12 protein-coding genes are annotated in these 17,549 nt (G+C 56.6%); 6 read left to right on the plus strand and 6 right to left on the minus strand.

What is annotated here, in order from left to right:
- The gene (locus BQ7114_RS04575; RefSeq protein WP_072342559.1) at window positions 1-1,176 is read right to left on the minus strand and encodes a TadA family conjugal transfer-associated ATPase; all 1,176 of its coding nucleotides are present in this window, start codon (window positions 1,174-1,176) and stop codon (window positions 1-3) included.
- A 109-nt stretch (window positions 1,177-1,285) separates the two neighbouring features.
- Between BQ7114_RS04575 and BQ7114_RS04580 the strand changes: the two genes are divergently transcribed.
- A complete protein-coding gene (locus BQ7114_RS04580; protein ID WP_072342562.1) occupies window positions 1,286-2,353 on the plus strand; it encodes a phosphotransferase in 1,068 nt (355 codons plus the stop codon).
- Here BQ7114_RS04580 and BQ7114_RS04585 read toward each other — a convergent pair.
- Together BQ7114_RS04585 and BQ7114_RS04590 are read right to left on the minus strand one after the other, a co-directional pair.
- A complete protein-coding gene (locus BQ7114_RS04585; protein WP_072342565.1) occupies window positions 2,319-5,945 on the minus strand; it encodes an ATP-dependent DNA helicase in 3,627 nt (1,208 codons plus the stop codon). The two genes, BQ7114_RS04580 and BQ7114_RS04585, sit on opposite strands and share 35 nt — an antisense overlap.
- Complete coding sequence (locus BQ7114_RS04590) at window positions 5,945-9,157, minus strand: PD-(D/E)XK nuclease family protein (RefSeq protein ID WP_072342568.1); 3,213 nt, start codon at window positions 9,155-9,157, stop codon at window positions 5,945-5,947. Before BQ7114_RS04590 ends, BQ7114_RS04585 begins: the two co-directional genes overlap by 1 nt.
- A 107-nt stretch (window positions 9,158-9,264) precedes the next feature.
- Between BQ7114_RS04590 and BQ7114_RS04595 the strand changes: the two genes are divergently transcribed.
- Window positions 9,265-9,486, plus strand: a complete 222-nt coding sequence (locus BQ7114_RS04595) for a DUF3107 domain-containing protein (protein ID WP_072342570.1) — start codon at window positions 9,265-9,267, stop codon at window positions 9,484-9,486.
- Between the two features lie 92 nt (window positions 9,487-9,578).
- Here BQ7114_RS04595 and BQ7114_RS04600 read toward each other — a convergent pair whose 3' ends face one another.
- On the minus strand, window positions 9,579-10,238 hold the full coding sequence (locus BQ7114_RS04600) for a ferritin-like fold-containing protein (protein ID WP_083431741.1): 660 nt from the start codon (window positions 10,236-10,238) through the stop codon (window positions 9,579-9,581).
- A 243-nt stretch (window positions 10,239-10,481) separates the two neighbouring features.
- On the opposite strand from BQ7114_RS04600, the gene BQ7114_RS04605 reads away from it, so the two are divergent.
- On the plus strand, window positions 10,482-12,131 hold the full coding sequence (locus BQ7114_RS04605; RefSeq protein ID WP_072342576.1) for a DEAD/DEAH box helicase: 1,650 nt from the start codon (window positions 10,482-10,484) through the stop codon (window positions 12,129-12,131).
- A gap of 40 nt (window positions 12,132-12,171) precedes the next feature.
- Here BQ7114_RS04605 and BQ7114_RS04610 read toward each other — a convergent pair whose 3' ends face one another.
- Window positions 12,172-13,020, minus strand: a complete 849-nt coding sequence (locus BQ7114_RS04610) for a PHP domain-containing protein (protein WP_072342579.1) — start codon at window positions 13,018-13,020, stop codon at window positions 12,172-12,174.
- 64 nt (window positions 13,021-13,084) lie between these two features.
- On the opposite strand from BQ7114_RS04610, the gene BQ7114_RS04615 reads away from it, so the two are divergent.
- On the plus strand, window positions 13,085-14,608 hold the full coding sequence (locus BQ7114_RS04615) for an aminopeptidase P family protein (protein ID WP_072342583.1): 1,524 nt from the start codon (window positions 13,085-13,087) through the stop codon (window positions 14,606-14,608).
- An 88-nt stretch (window positions 14,609-14,696) separates the two neighbouring features.
- On the opposite strand, the gene BQ7114_RS04620 is transcribed toward BQ7114_RS04615, so the two are convergent.
- Entirely contained in the window at window positions 14,697-15,464 is a 768-nt protein-coding gene (locus BQ7114_RS04620) for a general stress protein (RefSeq protein ID WP_072342586.1), read from the minus strand.
- A gap of 237 nt (window positions 15,465-15,701) precedes the next feature.
- Between BQ7114_RS04620 and BQ7114_RS04625 the strand changes: the two genes are divergently transcribed.
- Complete coding sequence (locus BQ7114_RS04625; protein WP_072342589.1) at window positions 15,702-16,973, plus strand: magnesium transporter MgtE N-terminal domain-containing protein; 1,272 nt, start codon at window positions 15,702-15,704, stop codon at window positions 16,971-16,973.
- Between the two features lie 10 nt (window positions 16,974-16,983).
- Complete coding sequence (locus BQ7114_RS04630) at window positions 16,984-17,523, plus strand: DUF1003 domain-containing protein (protein ID WP_072342593.1); 540 nt, start codon at window positions 16,984-16,986, stop codon at window positions 17,521-17,523.
- Window positions 17,524-17,549: the final 26 nt, after the last annotated feature.

Genomic DNA, 17,549 nt, shown 5'->3' on the forward strand with positions numbered 1-17,549 from the left:
TCACGCGAACGCCTCCTGGAACTGGTCTGGTGTGGGCGCTAGCTTCTTGGAAATCAGATCGCTACCGTTCCATTCGAATAGCGTGGCCGCTGAGATCACGCTTCCGTTAGCACCCTCAACGCGCACGATCTCTTGCACGTGGCGCCTGCCGTCCCCATCTCGCACCACGTGCACGACCAAGTCGATGGAGCTGCCAACCGTCGGGATGACGAACGCGGAAGTGACATTCTCACCCGCAAGCAGCGGCAACAAGCAGAGTTTGCGCAGCGCCTCGCGAGCCGTGTTTGCGTGAATAGTTGAAAGCCCCGGAATACCCGCGTTCAAAGAAAGAAGCATGTCGAGGGCTTCAGCACCGCGCACCTCACCCACAACGATTCGATCTGGACGCATACGAAGCGACTCGCGCACAAGGTCTCTAAGCTTCACCTCGCCATGGCCCTCAATATTGGCCGATCGAGTTTGCATAGCAATACAGTCCCGATTAGGCAGGTTCAGCTCGAATACTTCCTCACACGTGATGACGCGCTCTCGCGGCGGGATTTCTCTAGCGAGTGCGCGTGCGAGCGTTGTCTTGCCCGCCTGGGTTGCACCAGCAACCAGCACGGTAGCACCATCTTGGACAGACTCAGATAGGAACTGCGCCGCCTCTCGCGTGAGGGAACCAGCTTCCACCAAATCCCACAGCGAACGGTCCAGGTGCAGATGTTTACGGATATTCAGCGACCACTCACGGCCCGCAACCGGAGGGATCACCACGTGAAGCCTCTCCCCGCCCGGGAGCATTGCATCCACAAATGGAGCAGACAGATCCAGCCGCCTACCCGAATGATGAAGCATCCGTTCAACGAGATCCTTCACGTCCTCGGAGCTTAATATGACGGGTGTCAACTCAGACTGTCCCCGTCTTGCTACAAACACTTTTGACGGCGAGTTTACGTAGAGTTCTTCAACCTCGGGATCATCAAGATACTTTTGGAGCGGGCCGTAGCCGCCAATATCGGCCATAAGAGCAGTAGTTACCGCTTGGCGTTCTTCTTCATCATCAACGCTGTAAACGTCAAACGAGCGGTCCACAATGCTACGAAGCATCTGCGAGTTCATAACCGGGTCAAAACCGGCGTCAGCAACCGTTCGGCGTACCCACTCACCCCGTGCACCCTGCGACATTGCGGTCATGCATCCTCCACCTGTTTTGGTAGACATAAAGTACCTGATAGCCAACAGTAAATACATATGCCCGATCAAAATGTGGATAACTGGGCGTTAGGGCCTTACGGTAGTATTTGTGAGTTCTCAGATTTCCCCTCTCGTTCTTGCCGCACACGCAACTGCAGCAATACCCGGCCTGAAGATTGTTGGTTTGACGGAGCCGTACGACAATGACGGATCGATGGCACGCCAGGGCGTGGTTGACACGCAGGGTAATCGTTGGGTGATTTGCACGCCTTTGACTGACCAGGCTGGGGCAGATATCCAAGCCCAATCAACACTGCTTCGTATTCTGCACCGCTCTTACGAGAAGGGATTTTTGCCGTTCGATGCTCCTGTTCCCGTGGCAAACAAGAACAGTGCAGACGTGCGCGTGATCGTGCACGCTCAAATGCGAGGCAAGCCGGGTACTTGGGAAGACATGGAAGACTCCCAAATGCTTGTGCGTTCCATGGCTAAATCCATCGCGGCCCTGCACAACCTGCCTGCCGAAGCGATTGAGTTCACTGGGTTGCCCGTTTATTCAGCCGCAGAGGTGCAAGCACGGCTACGGCGCCTACTTGAGGAGGGCGTGGCGGCCAGCACGCTACCCGCAAATCTGTTTGAGCGCTGGGACAGCGCACTTGGCGATGAGAGCTTGTTCCGGTTTGAGTGCGTCCCCGTGCATGGAGATTTGGGGCCAGATTCCTTCCTCTGTTCGGCAAACACGGTGTCTTCCGTCTCCGCATTCGCTTCAGCTCATCTGGGTGATCCGGCTGAGGACCTGGCGTGGATCCTGTCTGCATCTGCGCAGATGCAGGACGAGTTCTTGACTGCATACCGTGATTCGCGCAAGGGCGAGTCTGACCTGCATATTTTGACGCGCGCAAGCCTGTGGGCAGAACTTGCCCTATTGCGGTGGCTGTTGCACGGCAAGCGGACCGGCGATGAGGCTGTGATTGATGACGCCAAGCAGATGCTGAAGGATTTAGCGAACGAAGTTGGCGATGACGCTCTGGTGCCGGGGCACACTCATGGCTCTGAGGAGGATGCTCCGTTCGACCTGCGGGTAATTGACGAGGTGTTGCCAAATCCCACGCAGGTCGATCCGAACGCTCCTACGGTTAATCTCAGCGCTGTTTTGAATCGCGAGGATGAGGACTAAAACTGTTTACAAACTGGTCCCACTGCTGCTCGAAGTTGTAATCTCCGAGGAGTTTTTCCAGGTCCTCTAGACGAAGTATTCGCTCGCACGGGGGCGTGTCTACACCCCCGAGGAATACCAGAACAGCATCTACTTGCGACTGGTCTACGCCCTTTTGTTTAGCCAGAGCTCGCCGATAGATCTCTAGCTGCGTGGCGTATTGACGCAGGTACGGGTTTTCAGCACCTAGTTTGGGGGGAGCACCGGTCTTCCAGTCAAGGACCACCCATTCGTCATTGCGGTTAAGGACCGCGTCGTAACGACCACGGATAGTTATCCCACTCTTAGTGTAGGCAAAGTCCGCTTCAACGGAGTGAACGCCTTCAGGGTTGCTGCCTAGCACTTCCTTGGCACGCTTAGCGAGTTGCTCGAGTAGCTTTTTCTCAGCTCCAGTCAGACTTTGCGTATCACCACTTTCGCCGCTGTCTGCTACCGAATCGGTATCTGTTAGCGGCTTGTTAGTTGAGGGCTCAAGGGCATCGTCAAGTTGACCTGCTTTGGCCAGCCACCGCTCCGCCCAGTTGTGGAACACTGTGCCGATTTGGGCGGCTTTGCTGGGTTCGTGTGGGATGGGCCGGCGAACCTGCATCGCGTAGCTCTCAGGATCGTCCAGTAGTCCAAACGCTTGTGTGGCATTCAGCCGGTCTATCTCGATCACAGTAGCCGGAGTGTGAGGGCTATCTTGTCGCTCTATTGCGTCTTGCACTGAGTGAACAAGTGTTGCAATTTCACCGTTATTATCCCCCGCTGCGCTTTCGTGTTCAGTTTTTAATAGATCATCAATCAGCGCATCAAAATCGGTGCTGTCATCTGACTCGTGATCGTAGGTCTCCATAGCCCGAATCACAGCTTGTGCCGCACCCGTCATGAGCTGCCGCGATTTAGAAGGCATGACCGGGAAGACAGCGGGGTCTATAACGCTGTCTTCTGGCTCAGTGGCGTCTTCTAGCTTCAACACCACCGGCTGCGGGATCTCCTCTCCAGTCTCAACTGCTAGGTCTTCTGCAGTAACTGGAATGGCTAATGGCTCTAAAGCTGCGGATTTACCCTGCACCATTTGCATGAGGTAACGCGAAGGCGCCAACTGGGTTTGACCGGCATACCAGGCGCCTGACAACACGAGTTCATCTGACGCTCGTGTCCATGCCACATACGCGAGCCGGCGAGCTTCAGCTAAATCATGCAGGCTAAGTTGCAGACGATACTCATCAAAGACGTCCTTTAACCCAACAACATCTAGGCCTGTCATTTCGGGGAGGGCAGGCAAGATGACTTTGCCCTCATGAGTGCTATCGAGCCGCAGATTGTACGGGATCTCTCCCAGCTCTGATGTCCAGCCACTTGATGGTTGGATAGCGGGTAGCGGCCCCTTTAAATCAACAGTTTGTTTGAGCGCGGAATTACGAGCATCGACAACGCCCGGGAAATCCGATTCTGTCAGGCCAACCACTACGACCTTGTCCCATTCCAGACCTTTCGCCTGGTGAATGGTCAGCATTAGGACCACTCCATCATCGGGTTCGCTAACCGGGGCTTCCAATCTCTCCTCTGTCTCGAGCGTTGTGTCGATCCATTCCAAGAAGTTTTTCACTGAAGCATACGGAGTTTCGGCCTCGTAATTGGCAGCGAAATCAATGAACGCGTCTATCGCGACTTCACCCTGGTTGTCGAACGGATCAGCCGCAATGTCGAGGTCAAGATCGAAAATCCTAACCACCTTCGAGATGAGTGTGGTTATACCGGTGTCCATGTGTTCGCGGGCAAGGTCGAGGCGCCGAGCTAGAAGACTCACTCGACTATGCGCTTCAGAACTAAACCCTTGTCCGCCTCGCTTTTTCCACCCAACCTTTGGAGGTGTCAAAACAGCGTCAAGCAGAAATTCAACGCGCAGATCCGCACCTGCTTCCGGTTTATCAGTCTTGGCCCCCGCTTTGTCCACGTCACTAACAGTGGTGTCGTGATCTCCGGCATCAGATATTCGCTGTTTGCCTAGTTCTCTAGCCCAGTCCCACAAGACTTTTATATCCGCGGCAGACAGGTCAAGATTTGCAATCAGGCGCATCACGGCGGCACCATCATCAGGCACTGCGAGGGCACGCATGACCGCAACAATGTCAGTTACCGCAGGCTCGGTTAGAAGGCCCCCGACACCCACAATCCGCGCGTTTACCCCCAGGTTTTGAAGCTGGGCAAAAAGAGGCGCAAAGAACTTTCGTTTACGCGACAAGATAGCAATCGATGGTTGTTTCTGACCGGCCGGCACGTTCTTCTGCCAGCGTTTAATGAGACGCGCAACCAGTTCGAACTCCTCGTCGCGCGTGGATGGGAACATGTACTTCACTACGCCGCGCCCCGGGTGTTTTGGATTGGCACGCAGGCTTCGCATTTCGATTTGGCTTGCCAAATCCATGTGCGCAAAGGCTTCTTCTCGCGCTTCGGTTTCAACCTTGTCGGCACTAGAAACCACGTTTGCGGCTTCCAAAATGGCAGGCCAGTTACGCCACGCATCGCGAAGCTCAAGTACCCCGCCTCGGCCCTGCGTGTCAAAATATGGAAGGAACATTGAAAGCGAAGCCGCTGATGCTCCGCGCCAACCATAAATTGCCTGGTTTGGGTCTCCAACCGCGGTAACTGCCGTGTCTTTAAACAGGGTGGAGAACAGTTGGATCTGGCCAACCGAAGTGTCTTGGAATTCATCCAACAAAACCGCGCGGTATTGGTCGCGCAGTTCAGTAACGATTGCCGAGTTCGCTTCAATGATTTGGCGGGCCAAAGCCAGCTGATCGGTGAAATCAATCAAATCATGTTCGCGCTTGTAATCCCAGTATCGCTGCACCAACGGCATCAGTAGCGCTTTATCCTCCATGCGCGCTACAAAGCTCTTTGCCCGCGCAGGTAAAGCCTTGCGCGTATGTCCCGTGGGCCCCACTCCAGGACCCGCGGCCTTGATTGACGCTACTACACGTTCAAATTCTCGTGCTGCTCTTGCAGGAGCAATCTGGTGTTCAGTGAGGCTTTGAGAAAGAGACAGTATGGCGTCTCGCATGGTTGCAAGCTTCGCATCCTGTGGCAGCGGCCCTGTGTATTCCTGTAATAGACGCTCAACCACCTGCCAGGCTCTGGCTTCGCTAAGTTGGATGACGGATGGGCTCACACCAATTTGGAGTCCATATTCGCTAACCAGGTTTGTAGCAAACGCGTTGTATGTAGCGACCGTTGGTTCTAGTCCAATAGTGTCCGTGTTACCAAGTAGTCCTGCTTTGCGCATCAGGTCGAGCTGGCGAAGAATCCGCTCGGTAAAGTTAGCGGTTGCTTTACGCGTGAAAGTGAGGCCAAGAATTGAATCAGGCTCAAGGCCGTCACGATACATGAGGTAGAGGGCACGCAGGGACATCACCTCGGTTTTTCCAGACCCGGCGCCGGCAACCACGAGAGTGGGAACGCTGTCAGCTTCAACTACTTTGGCCTGGTCCGGCGAAAGCATGATCTTCTTCTGTCCCGGTTCAAGCTGGGCATTAAGAGTTTCTACAAACTCCATTGCGTTGAGTGTCACTACAGGGTCCTCCTTCCTTCATCTTGGGCTGGGCAAATGTTCTTCACCGGACAACTTCGACATATATTCGCATTCGGTGTTGCTAGGAAGGTATTTCCTGCCGCTATTTCCGCAGCAAGTTTTATGGCCTCTGCCAGTTGCTCTCGCTGGTCTGAAGCGGCCGGATCGCTATCCTTACGTTCGCCCTCGTTAAAGAGAGAATCTTGGATGTACTTGTCTGGAGATTTTTCCCTAAGTGCTAGTAAACGAGCCTTTTGCACATTCTCACCGCGAGCATTCAGCGCGAACTGATAAGCCGCTAATTGCAAATGATTCTGTGTTTCTTTTTGTGATGGGACTCTGCCCGTCTTGATGTCTGTAACGACGACACCATCTTCGGTATGTTCGAGCCTGTCGATTCGGCCCGCGATGCGCAGTTTAGTTCCATCAATATCAACAACTTGCGCAAACGGGTGCTCGATGTCGACCGTCTTGCCCTTCCAAGCTGCGAGGTATTCGGCAAGCTTCTTGACCTTCTCCAATGTGCTTTCATATTCAGCCATGCCGAGGGAAGTCTCTCGGTCGAAATACTCGTCGTCCCACAGCTCATCCAAGTGCGATTTAAGCTCTTCAAAGTCGGCTTCGGGCCATTCCTCTGCCAGTTTATGGACCAAATTGCCTGTCAAGATAGCCTCACCTGCAGGCACTGAACCACCGTGGCGCGTCAAGAACCATTTGGCAGGACAATCAATCAGAGTTTCAATTTGCGAGGGCGAAAGCGTAACCATCTGCTTAGACTCATCTGCCGCGGGAGTGAGCCCACCAATACCATTCCACACGCGCGGATTGGCCTGGTCTACGCCCGCTAAGGCAAGCAGTGCGAGGAGCTTTGCATAAAGCTGTGCGCCATCTTCTTCTAGACGTTGCGCCAGCTTCTGGCGCAGCGCACCCACCAGTGAGCGCGTATCGATACCTGGAGGCACCGGGGTTACCGGCAGATGGTATCCGTCAATCAGAGGGGTTCCTATCCATTTAGCTAGGCGGTAGACGAATTGAGAGGGAACGTCATCCTCATTTTGCACTGCGGATACGTGCAAGGCGGATTTGGCTCTTGAGACAGCCGCTGCGAGCTGGCGATACTCCTCGGTTAACGTAGCCTTCCTTCGCGCCCGCCCGGTATTCCACGATTCTTGATTTGCCCACTCCTGTGGGCTGAGGGAACGCAACTGCGCGATGTCACCAGCCTGACTCAGCTGGTCGCGAAAAGCTAAGTTCGGCCAAGTCCCATCTTGCATTGAGGCCAAGTACACTACGTCCCACTCCTGCCCCACGGCCTCAGATACGGTCAAGATCTGCACGCCGATTGGCCGCTTGCCGGTCTGCGCAAGAGTGTCGGTGGGCAAGCGCTGCGAAAGAAGCTCACTAGCAAATTGTTCTGCACCCGCTCCCGGATTGCGCTGCTGCCACACGTCCGCGCTTCTAAACAGCGACACGACGGCGTCCAAGCGTTCATCGAACACAGCCGAGTCAGTACCCGACCGAATAGCGCACTGGCGCCAATCCTCGGCGACACCAGCGAGTTTCCAAAGCTCCCACAGCGCAATCTGCGGACTTTCAGCGCGGACCTTGCGTCCAAGTTTTAGCAGGTTGAATGCCTTTGTGACATCATCAAGTACTTCTGCCAGGCCAACCTTGCGGGCGTGTTCCTTCAGTGCCTGAACTTCGGGACTATCAGAAGCTAAGTCCTCACACATTTGTAGAACGGACTTTACATCCGCATCAATACGCGCCCGGTACACGTCGCTTAGTTTGCGTAGCTTGGCTGTATGAGCGTTTACTAGTGAGCTTCTAAGTAGCCGGTCAAAAAGCTCGGAATCAGTGGGGCCAAACGGATCTGAGCTGAGCAGCAAAAGCAAGATCGATGTGGTCTGATTTGCCCCATATACTGTTGCGCGGCTGCGGAAGGTGCTCTCGATACCATTACGCATCAAGCTGGAATGCAGGCGCTTCACATCCGCACTATTGCGAGTAATGATGACTTGCCGATCCAGTGGCACGAGCCTGCTGATACCTGGGCCACGGCCCAATTGATAGCGCATAATCATGCGGGCAATTGCATTGGCCTCCTGCGCAGCAGAACCATAGGTATTAACCGAAAGGCCAGAGCTATCCTCACTGGAATCAACCGCGCCCATTAGGCGATGGCGCGCATCATGGCGGACAGTGGTCTGCTCCGAAACCCGTTGCACGACGGCTCTGAGCGCTTGGTTTCCTCTGTGCGTAGGTCCAAGGTAAAAGTGTTCTGCCCCTAGCCGAGCCGCAAATTGACCATCCAAATGCGGCTCACCACCGCGATACACCGAGACAGCAACATCAGAATCTGCGGTCACCACAACCCGTGTTCCCGCCCCGTGCAGAGCTTCGAGCAAGCTCAGCGTTGCCCGCGTGCAGTCTTGCAGGTCATCAACCACTACCGCCGTGGGGGCATCCAGATTGGCCACCACTGCCTCACTGCCAGCGTCCTCTTGCCAACGAGTAATTATCTGCGCGGCCAGCTCTTGCAGTTCGGTAGATTCAAAGCGCCTGGCCTCATCACCAGACTCGCGCTCCGCTTGCTCCTGCCAGATCTGCATGAGACGCCCCGTAGCAACCCAAATTCCGCGCTCTAAATCGCGGCCCACGCTCTCTAGTTGGTGACCGTCCCAGCCGGCCTCACGTGCCCTGGCCATGAGGTTGCGAATCTGCATGCGAAACTCTGGCATCCCCAAAGCCTCATTCAAAGATTCTGGCCACTCCACCAGCTGCGCTTCGATAGCTTCGGCCAGTGCCAAGTCTTCCTGCGCACCCGTCAGTAACTGCGGGGCCGGCAGTGGGTCCTTGCGTTCTACATACCACTTCGAGACGAACGAATACGCGAGTGCAACCGGTGTGCGCACAGGCCGCACAATTCCAGGTAGAGCATGCTCCCCCGCGCTTTGCAACAGATCTGCGCGCAATCTGTCCGGTGCCAGAATAAACACATCACCGCCCAACTGTTCACGCAACTGGTGCGCAACTTCGAGAGCCACTGACGTGCGGCCAGAGCCTGGGCAACCGCGGATAACTGCCGGCCCGTCATGGCTGACCACTTGATGAGCCACTTCTGCGTTCGCTCGGTCAAGCACTCCGAAATCGGCGGGGCGGCCAAGAGCAAGCCGCACCTCGCCACGAGTTTGCGCGTGATTTGTTGTCATGGTTGTATTCCACCACAGGGGTCGGACAAAAGTTTTGAAAGCGTGCTCGCGCATCGCGAAAGCGCCTGGTTTTGCCTACGATAGGAACAAACGAAGATAGGAAAACTATGATCATTCAGATTGGGATTACCGGCGTTACACGCGAGCTCTCTTTCGAAGTGAAGATGAGTGAAGACGAACTGTTCGGCAAGGTTCGCGAAGCGCTAGATGGGAAAACGAACCTTGAGTTCACCGACGCAAAAGAACGCCGCGTCATCATTCCAAGCGACAAGCTCGGTTACGTCCTCGTAGCTGAATCCAAGCGCGGACCGGTGGGCTTCACCGTTTAACCACGCCAATCAAGAACGGTCGGACCAAAGCGAGGTCCGACCGTTCTTGATGCAAGAGTTTTCACGCGCGAGGCCACCTGGCCTCCGCCCCATCAGGCGTGCAAGTGCACCACAGATAGGCGCTCTTTGTGAGCCTTGGAAACACGATCCATCAGCTCATCCGCATCGGTTCCCGAGATAATCTCGGGGTTGGTGAACAAGAACGCGCGCACAAGCGAAAGGGCCTCGCCTCCCACTCGCCTGGTCCACAAAGACAGACGCGCCTCGAGCTGTTTATCTGCCGCAACTGCCGGCTCAAGACGTTCTCGAACCCAATCACCGTGGCCAAAATCATTTACATCTTTCGCGTATTCTTCCTGCCCCTGCAGCTCTGCAATCTCGCGTAGCGCGTCCGTGAAAATACCGATAGCAACATACGTCTTTGTCATGCGCTCCCACCACGTGGTTGGACGCAAACGCGCATCAATGTCGTCCAAAAGCCCCTCGTATGGCGCGATGGCCTCGGCAATATCTATGTCGGAGCGCTCGGCAACTTCACATACGTACTTGAAATTCTCCCACGCTTTACCCGACATGTTCGCCATGTCCACGTGCTCCCAAGCTTTTGGCGCCTGGTCACCATCCTTTGCAAGACGAGTTTGCGCCGCAATCGCCGCGTAAGCTCCGATGCCCAACAAGTTCTTATAAGAATCGTTATTAGCGGTCAAAGTAGCCTCCAAAGCCTTAGCCCCTTCGCGAAGTTTCCATTCCATACTACGTTGAGGACCTAGAAAGAAACCGGTTTGGGACGAGTTTTATACCGCAAGGCGCCGCTTAGTGATCAACAGCACTAAACGCGCGCGTCACAAAAATACTGCTACCCTGAAGAAGAACATGCCGTTCGCACCAGAATGGTTTTTGGCACGCAAAAGATTTTTCTTTAATGAATTGCGCGAGCGGTACCACACCTACTTTCACTTTGTTGACGCTCCCAGGGCGTGCAGGCGAGCTCCAAAGTGAGGAAGACTCACGCTACTTTGCTTGAACAAACTGAAGAAACAAAAACCTACTCTGCCGGCGTTGTGAACCTTGAAGGCGTTGCCCTTCCAGAAAACACAGATGAAGCGAAAGCTGACATCGAGGGCGACGTCACCAAAGAAGAACTAGCGCAGAAAACGTTTGCCGATTTTGGCGTGGCCGCGGACTTCGCGGAGGCACTGGCTGAAAAGGGCATTACCTATCCATTCCCCATCCAGGCTCTGACACTGCCCGTGGCTTTGGGCAAGCGCGATATCATCGGGCAAGCAAAAACGGGAACCGGTAAGACCCTCGGCTTTGGCCTGCCCCTCCTCATGCACGTTGTTCGCCCCGACGACGCGGACTACGCGAACAAAGTGCACTTCCCTGACCGTCCTCAAGCCCTCGTAATCCTTCCCACACGCGAACTGTGTAAGCAGGTGACTCGCGACCTTCGCGAGGCGGCCGCTAGCACCTCCATTCGCGTAACCGAAATCTACGGCGGCGCTGCCTTTGATCCGCAGATACAGCAACTTAAGAGCGGCACCGACGTAATTGTGGGAACGCCAGGACGCCTCATTGACCTCATGAAACGTAAGGTTCTAAAGCTCACTAACGTGCACACGCTGGTGCTTGACGAGGCCGACGAAATGCTGGATCTGGGCTTCCTGCCCGACGTGGAAATCTTGATGTCGCGCGTTCCTGCAGACCGGCACGTCATGCTTTTCTCCGCCACAATGCCGGGCGAGGTGGTGGCGCTGGCTCGCCGATACATGCGTCAGCCAACCCACATTCGCGCCCAGGATCCCGAGGATTCCTCGCCCACTGTTGCCAGCGTTAAACAAGTGATTTACAGGTGCCACGCGCTCAACAAACTTGAGGTTGTCTCGCGCATCCTGCAGGCACGCGGACGCGGACTCACCATTATTTTCACGCGTACTAAGCGCACTGCCTCATCAGTATCCCGGGACCTCGCATCGCGAGGCTTCGCCACCGCGGAGCTACACGGCGACCTCGGTCAGGGGGCTCGCGAGCAATCCATGCGTGCCTTCCGAAAAGGCAAGGTTGATGTGCTCGTCGCAACTGACGTAGCAGCACGCGGCATTGACGTTGACGACGTCACACACGTGATCAACTACCAGTGCCCCGAAGACGAAAAGACCTACGTACACCGCATCGGCCGCACGGGCCGCGCGGGCGCATCCGGCACCGCTGTGACGTTCGTGGACTGGGACGACGTGCCGCGCTGGCGCCTCATTTCTAACGCGCTGGGCCTGGGCGTGCCCGAACCACTGGAGACTTACCACACCTCCGAACACCTATACACCGACCTTGACATCCCCACGGATGTCACCGGCAGACTGCCCCGCAGTGAGCGCACGCGCGCCGGACTTGAGGCAGAAGAGTTCGTTGATGTTTCTGGCAAGGGCGAGCGCTCCCGCGGACGAGGAACCCGCAGGTCCGGCTCACGTGGGCGAAGCGGACAAAAGCGCGACCGCAAGCGCACGCGTCGCGGCGGCGCCTCGCACAACTCGGGCGAGCGCAAATCAAGCCGAGCAGAATCGGCGGAATCGGCGCGAGGTAAAGCCAAGGGAAACCAAGCTCGCCGCCGACGTCGCACCCGCACGCGCAAGAACTCAGCCGAGTAAACGGAACCACAGCAAAACCTGCCACCGTCACTTAAGGCCGTTACGGCCACAGAATCGAGAGCCTGCCCTGGCTCTCGATTTCTTGTATAACCTCAACAGACGTGGTGTTCTCCCCCAACCGGTTGGGCTTACCCGTGCCGTGATAGTCAGAAGAACCCGTAATCAGCAGATCGCGCTCACGGGCCACCTGCAGCAAGAATTCCTGGTCTGCGGCCGGATTATCGCGATGGTGTACTTCAAGGCCGGCCAAACCGGCCTCGGCCATGTTGTAAACCACCTCGATGGGAAGCACCTTTTGCCGGGCACGAGCCCGCGGATGCGCAATGATGGGGACTCCACCCGCGGCCCGCACTTTTTGTACGGCAACCACGGGATCCTCTGCCCACAAGAAGTGATAGTAGGGGCCGCGCGGGTGTAGCACCTGCGCGAACGCTTCATCTCGCGAGGCAAACGAGCCCGCCCTGATCAACGCGTCTGCAATATGCGGTCGCCCCACCACACGCACGTCTTCACCCGCCCCCTCAACCACATCTTCCCAAGTGATCGGGTAGTCCTGCGAGATTTTCTCAACCATGATCTTCGCGCGGTCACGCCGAGACCGCAGCACCTTCTGGCTAGCTTCAACCAGCGCGGGATCTTGCGGATCATGCAGGTAGCTCAGCAAATGAACCGTGATTCCTTGCCAGGCGCAAGACATTTCCATACCGCGAAGCAAAGCAACACCGGCGGCGCGAACTTCGCTCGCAGCTTCGGCGTGACCGGTGGTGACATCGTGATCGGTAAGCCCTACCATGTCAAGCCCCGCATCTGCAGCCCTGCGCATCAATTGCGCGGGCGCGTCAGTCCCATCCGAATGATTGGAATGAGTGTGCGGATCAATCTTCAACATGCCTCCAGCTTAAGCGGACCTCTAGCGGGATGACTATTGCCCGGCAAAGTTAGACAATAGGCACATGAGTGAAAAAGAATCAGTAGAACAATCCATGGCTACGCGCGGCAACAATCGTTCACGCCGCCCCAACTCGCAAGCATTCAAAGACTTCATTGGCACCAACTGGGGGCCGCGTTCATCCGAATTGCCGGCCCGAGCAGAAGTTGCCGACTATTTGCAGGCCCGTCACGACCTCGTTGGCGAAGCATTTGATGGCGAGCGCCTAGTTATCCCAGCCGGTGGATTGAAGGTGCGCAGCAACGACACGGACTACAGATTCCGCGCCCATTCTTCATTTGCTCACATGACGGGCCTAACGGGAGAGCTTGAACCGGACTCAGTTGTGGTGCTTGAACCCACCGCAGATGGATCCGCGCACACGCATGAGGCCGTTCTTTACTTCAAGCCACGCGCCTCACGTTCATCCGAGGAATTCTATGCGGATTCGCGCTACGGCGAATTCTGGGTGGGTGCACGCCCCTCATTGGAAGAAATGGAGGCGCTCACAGGCCTGAAGGTGCGCCACATTGATACGCTGCGCGACGCGCTTTCAAAAGACGCTGGACAGGTTTCCTTGCGCGTTGTACGCGAGGCCGACGCCAACATGACCGCCCTGGTTGACGAGATTCGTCAGCAAGTGGGCCTCCCCCACGGCAACGACGCGCAAGCAATCGATGATGCCCTCCAACAGCAACTTTCTGAAATCCGTTTGAAGAAGGACGCATGGGAGCTTAGCGAAATGCAAAAGGCTGTCGATGCCACCAAGGAAGGCTTCGAGGAGATCATCAAGCAGCTTCCTCGCGCCACCAACCATCCGCGCGGCGAACGCGTTGTGGAGGGAGCGTTTGGTGCTCGCGCCCGCGAGCTGGGCAACGGCCTGGGCTACGACACGATCGCAGCGTCAGGCAACCACGCAAACACGCTGCACTGGATCGATAACGATGGTCAGGTTAAAGACGGCGACCTGATCCTGGTTGACGCCGGTATTGAGCTCGACTCGCTTTACACCGCAGACATCACGCGAACGATGCCCGTTAGCGGCAAGTTCACGCCGGTGCAGGCTAAGGTTTACAACGCTGTACTGGACGCGTGCGAGGCGGCGCTGGCCGTAGCGAACAAGCCGGGCGCTCGCTTCCGCCACGTCCACGAAGCCGCGATGGAGGTCATTGCCGAGCGCCTGGAAGAGTGGGGCATCCTGCCTGTTCCAGCAGCAGAATCGCTGAAGGTAGAATCGCAGCTTCACCGCCGCTGGATGCCGCACGGAACCAGCCACCATCTGGGTCTGGACGTGCACGACTGTGCGCAGGCAAGGCGCGAAATGTACTTGGATGCATTGCTGGAGCCCGGCATGGTGTTCACCATCGAACCCGGCCTTTACTTCCGCGCCGATGACCTCGCAATTCCCGAGGAATATCGTGGGATTGGCGTGCGCATTGAAGATGATGTTGTTGTGAACGAGGACGGCACGGTCACTCGCATTTCGGAGGACATTCCCCGCACGGTAGCTGATGTTGAGGCCTGGATCGAGCGGGTGCAAAACTCCTAACACCCATTCATAACGTCTGATCAATGAGGCTTCAGGCAAAGAAAAATTGCGGCCAAGCGGCCGCAATTTTTATTGTCCTCTACCCGGCTTACCGGTGCGGATTGTCGTTTGCTTCCCCCGACTGGTCTGCGGGGTCATTCGACTGCGGTTCAGACACCGTTCCGTAGGCAGGCTCTGCGCGATCGGCCTCGCCTGCACTTTCAGGCACTTCCAGCGCCGGCGCACCCCCGCTGGCCTGCATGCGCGCCTGGTGGGCCTCACGCTCACGCGGGCTGAGGCGCACGCCGTACTTGGGCTGTTCGCCGGGGCGCGAGCCAAAAGCGCTTGGCTTAGACGAGTCCTCCGCCGGACGGACCGGCTGCGGATCACGAGTCAGGTTGCCCGGAGTGCTACGCAAAACCTGGCGGAACTCACCGGCTCCCTCCTTCGCTAAAATCGCATAACGCGCCGCAACCACTTGCGTTGCAGAGGTGAAATCACGCTTGCCCCGGCTAAGCGCATACGGAACCGACGCTAATGACATTCCAAAAACCGCGCCCATAGCCATACCGACGATGACGATCGCAAGCGAGGCATTGGGAGCCCAAAGCGCCGAAAACAAGCCAATAAACAGACCCAGCCAGATGCCCGATAGGAAGCCATCCCATAGCACTTTGCCCCAAGTCAGGCGACCCGTGATCCGCTCGACCAGCTGCAGGTCCGTACCCACGATCGCAAGGCCGCGCACGTCGTAGGCCTCGTCAGAAAGGTGATCGACGGCCGCCTGGGCCTCCGCATAGGTGCGGTAAGAGGCCACCTCGGTGCCCTGCGCGGGAGTTGGCAAACCGGCAGCAGAAATTGCTTCAATACGTTTCATACCTTCACTTTTACAGATTAATCTGCATATTGCCTTATCGAGTGCCAACTTTTCACTATGAGATGAACCAGTTGGCACTCGCCGGCCTGCTAGCACCTCCGCGCAGTGCCGGAGAGCTCATGACGGCTAGGTCGCAGCAGTCAGGACCCGGGTTTATGAGAAGACCGGCGAGGAGGTGTGTCCCTTCCCATCGCGCGGCCGGCACCGCTTTTGGCGTTGCTCAGCTACCCTTGAAGGGTGAGCAATACAAACCACAAACTTACCCCGCGCGGCACGCGCGTATTCGTAGGGAAAGTTGCCGGAACCGGCGTTTTTGACCCCATCGGAGACCAGGTGGGGCGCATTTATGACGTTGTCTCCATTATGCATGTGAACCGCGCACCCGACGTGGTGGGCTTCGTTGTGGAGGTTTCCAACCGACGCCGCGTTTTTGTTCCAATCTCGCGAGTCACCGCAATCGAACCGGGTGCGGTGATCACCACTGGTCTGCTGAACATGCGTCGATTTACCCAGCGCGAAGCCGAAACCCTCATCATCTCTCAACTGTTTGACCGCGTGGTGTCTATGCGCGATGGCTCAGGCGAGGTCCGTATCCGCGACGTGGGTATGGAGCAGCGCCTCCCGCGCGAATGGCGAGTAACGGAACTATTCGTAGAACGCGTCACTAAATCTACATTTGGGTTTAAACGCGCCGGCGAGAGCATGCTGGTGTCCGTTTCTGAAGTGACGAAACTGTCCACGCAGGGTGGCGTGCAGGATGCCACCAGCCTCATCGCGTCCACACATGACATGAAGGCCGCGGACCTTGCAGACATACTTCGCGATCTACCCGAGCAACGAATGTATGAGGTGGCTTCACAGCTCTCTGACGAGCGCCTCGCTGACGTGTTGGAAGAACTCCCTGAAGACGACTCAGTATCGATCCTCGAACGGCTCCAGGCGAAGCAAGCCGCAGATGTGCTCGACGTGATGCAGCCAGATGACGCGGCCGACCTCATCTCTGAGCTAGCCCCTCTGACCGCGCAGAATCTGCTGAACCTCATGGAACCCGACGAGGCGAAGGACGTCCGCCGACTCATGCGCTATGACGACGACACCGCCGGTGGCCTTATGACCACCGAGCCTGTCATTTTGCCTCCCGATGCCACGGTTGCGCAGATGCTGGCTAACGTGCGAAATAAAGACATCCCACCTGCCCTCGCCGCCATGGTTATTGTTGCGCGGCCGCCGCTAGAAACTCCTACGGGCAAGTTCATTGGGGTGGTACACATTCAGCGGGCACTGCGCGAACCACCGCAATCGTTGCTGGGAACTATTGTGGATACGGATATTGAAACGGTTAACCCGCAGCGCTCCATCCGTTCGATCACCAGAACGCTTGCAATGTATAACCTGACGGCCGTTCCGGTGGTTGATGAGAATGGGCACGTGCTGGGAGCGATCTCGGTTGACGACGTGCTCGACAACCTATTGCCAGAAGACTGGCGCGATTTGGATGACGAGTTTTAAGGGGGTTTGAATGGCTGAGCGACTAGATACTCCGCTAACCAGGCGGCGTTGGCTACCACGTATCAACCTTGAATCCGAGGGTGTGGGACGCGTAGCTGAAGCGATCGCCCGCTTTTCTGGCACCCCGCAGTTCCTCATCTATCTAACTATTTTTGTATTTGCGTGGCTGGGTTGGAACACGTTTGCTCCGGCTCACCTGCAGTTCGACAGGGCTGAGCTTGGATTCACCGCGCTTACGCTGATGCTGTCCCTGCAGGCCTCCTATGCGGCGCCCCTGATCTTGCTTGCGCAGAACCGACAAGATGACCGCGACCGCGTTACCGCTGAGCAGGACAGGCGTCGCGCCGAGCGTACCCTTGCTGATACCGAGTACCTCACGCGCGAGATTGCAGGCCTGCGGCAGGCCCTGGGTGACGTTGCTACACGCGATTTTGTGCGCTCTCAGATCCGCGACTTGCTAGAAGAGATTTTTGAACACGACCTTGCCCGCGATAAGTTGCGCGAGTCGCAAGAAGACAACGAGAGTAAAGAGACGGACACAAAGAAGTAGCCGTTTGCTCAAGCGGTAACCGTTCC

Origin of the sequence: Actinomyces urinae, from assembly GCF_900119695.1 — a bacterium.
Lineage (GTDB): Bacteria > Actinomycetota > Actinomycetes > Actinomycetales > Actinomycetaceae > Gleimia > Gleimia urinae.

Coding starts and splice junctions, on each gene's coding strand:
- BQ7114_RS04595 (WP_072342570.1), top strand. CDS start 9,265: ATGATCATTCAGATTGGGATTACCGGCGTTACACGCGAGCTCTCTTTC.
- BQ7114_RS04620 (WP_072342586.1), bottom strand. CDS start 15,464: ATGAAACGTATTGAAGCAATTTCTGCTGCCGGTTTGCCAACTCCCGCG.
- BQ7114_RS04630 (WP_072342593.1), top strand. CDS start 16,984: ATGGCTGAGCGACTAGATACTCCGCTAACCAGGCGGCGTTGGCTACCA.
- BQ7114_RS04575 (WP_072342559.1), bottom strand. CDS start 1,176: ATGACCGCAATGTCGCAGGGTGCACGGGGTGAGTGGGTACGCCGAACG.
- BQ7114_RS04610 (WP_072342579.1), bottom strand. CDS start 13,020: ATGTTGAAGATTGATCCGCACACTCATTCCAATCATTCGGATGGGACT.
- BQ7114_RS04615 (WP_072342583.1), top strand. CDS start 13,085: ATGAGTGAAAAAGAATCAGTAGAACAATCCATGGCTACGCGCGGCAAC.
- BQ7114_RS04600 (WP_083431741.1), bottom strand. CDS start 10,238: ATGGAATGGAAACTTCGCGAAGGGGCTAAGGCTTTGGAGGCTACTTTG.
- BQ7114_RS04590 (WP_072342568.1), bottom strand. CDS start 9,157: ATGACAACAAATCACGCGCAAACTCGTGGCGAGGTGCGGCTTGCTCTT.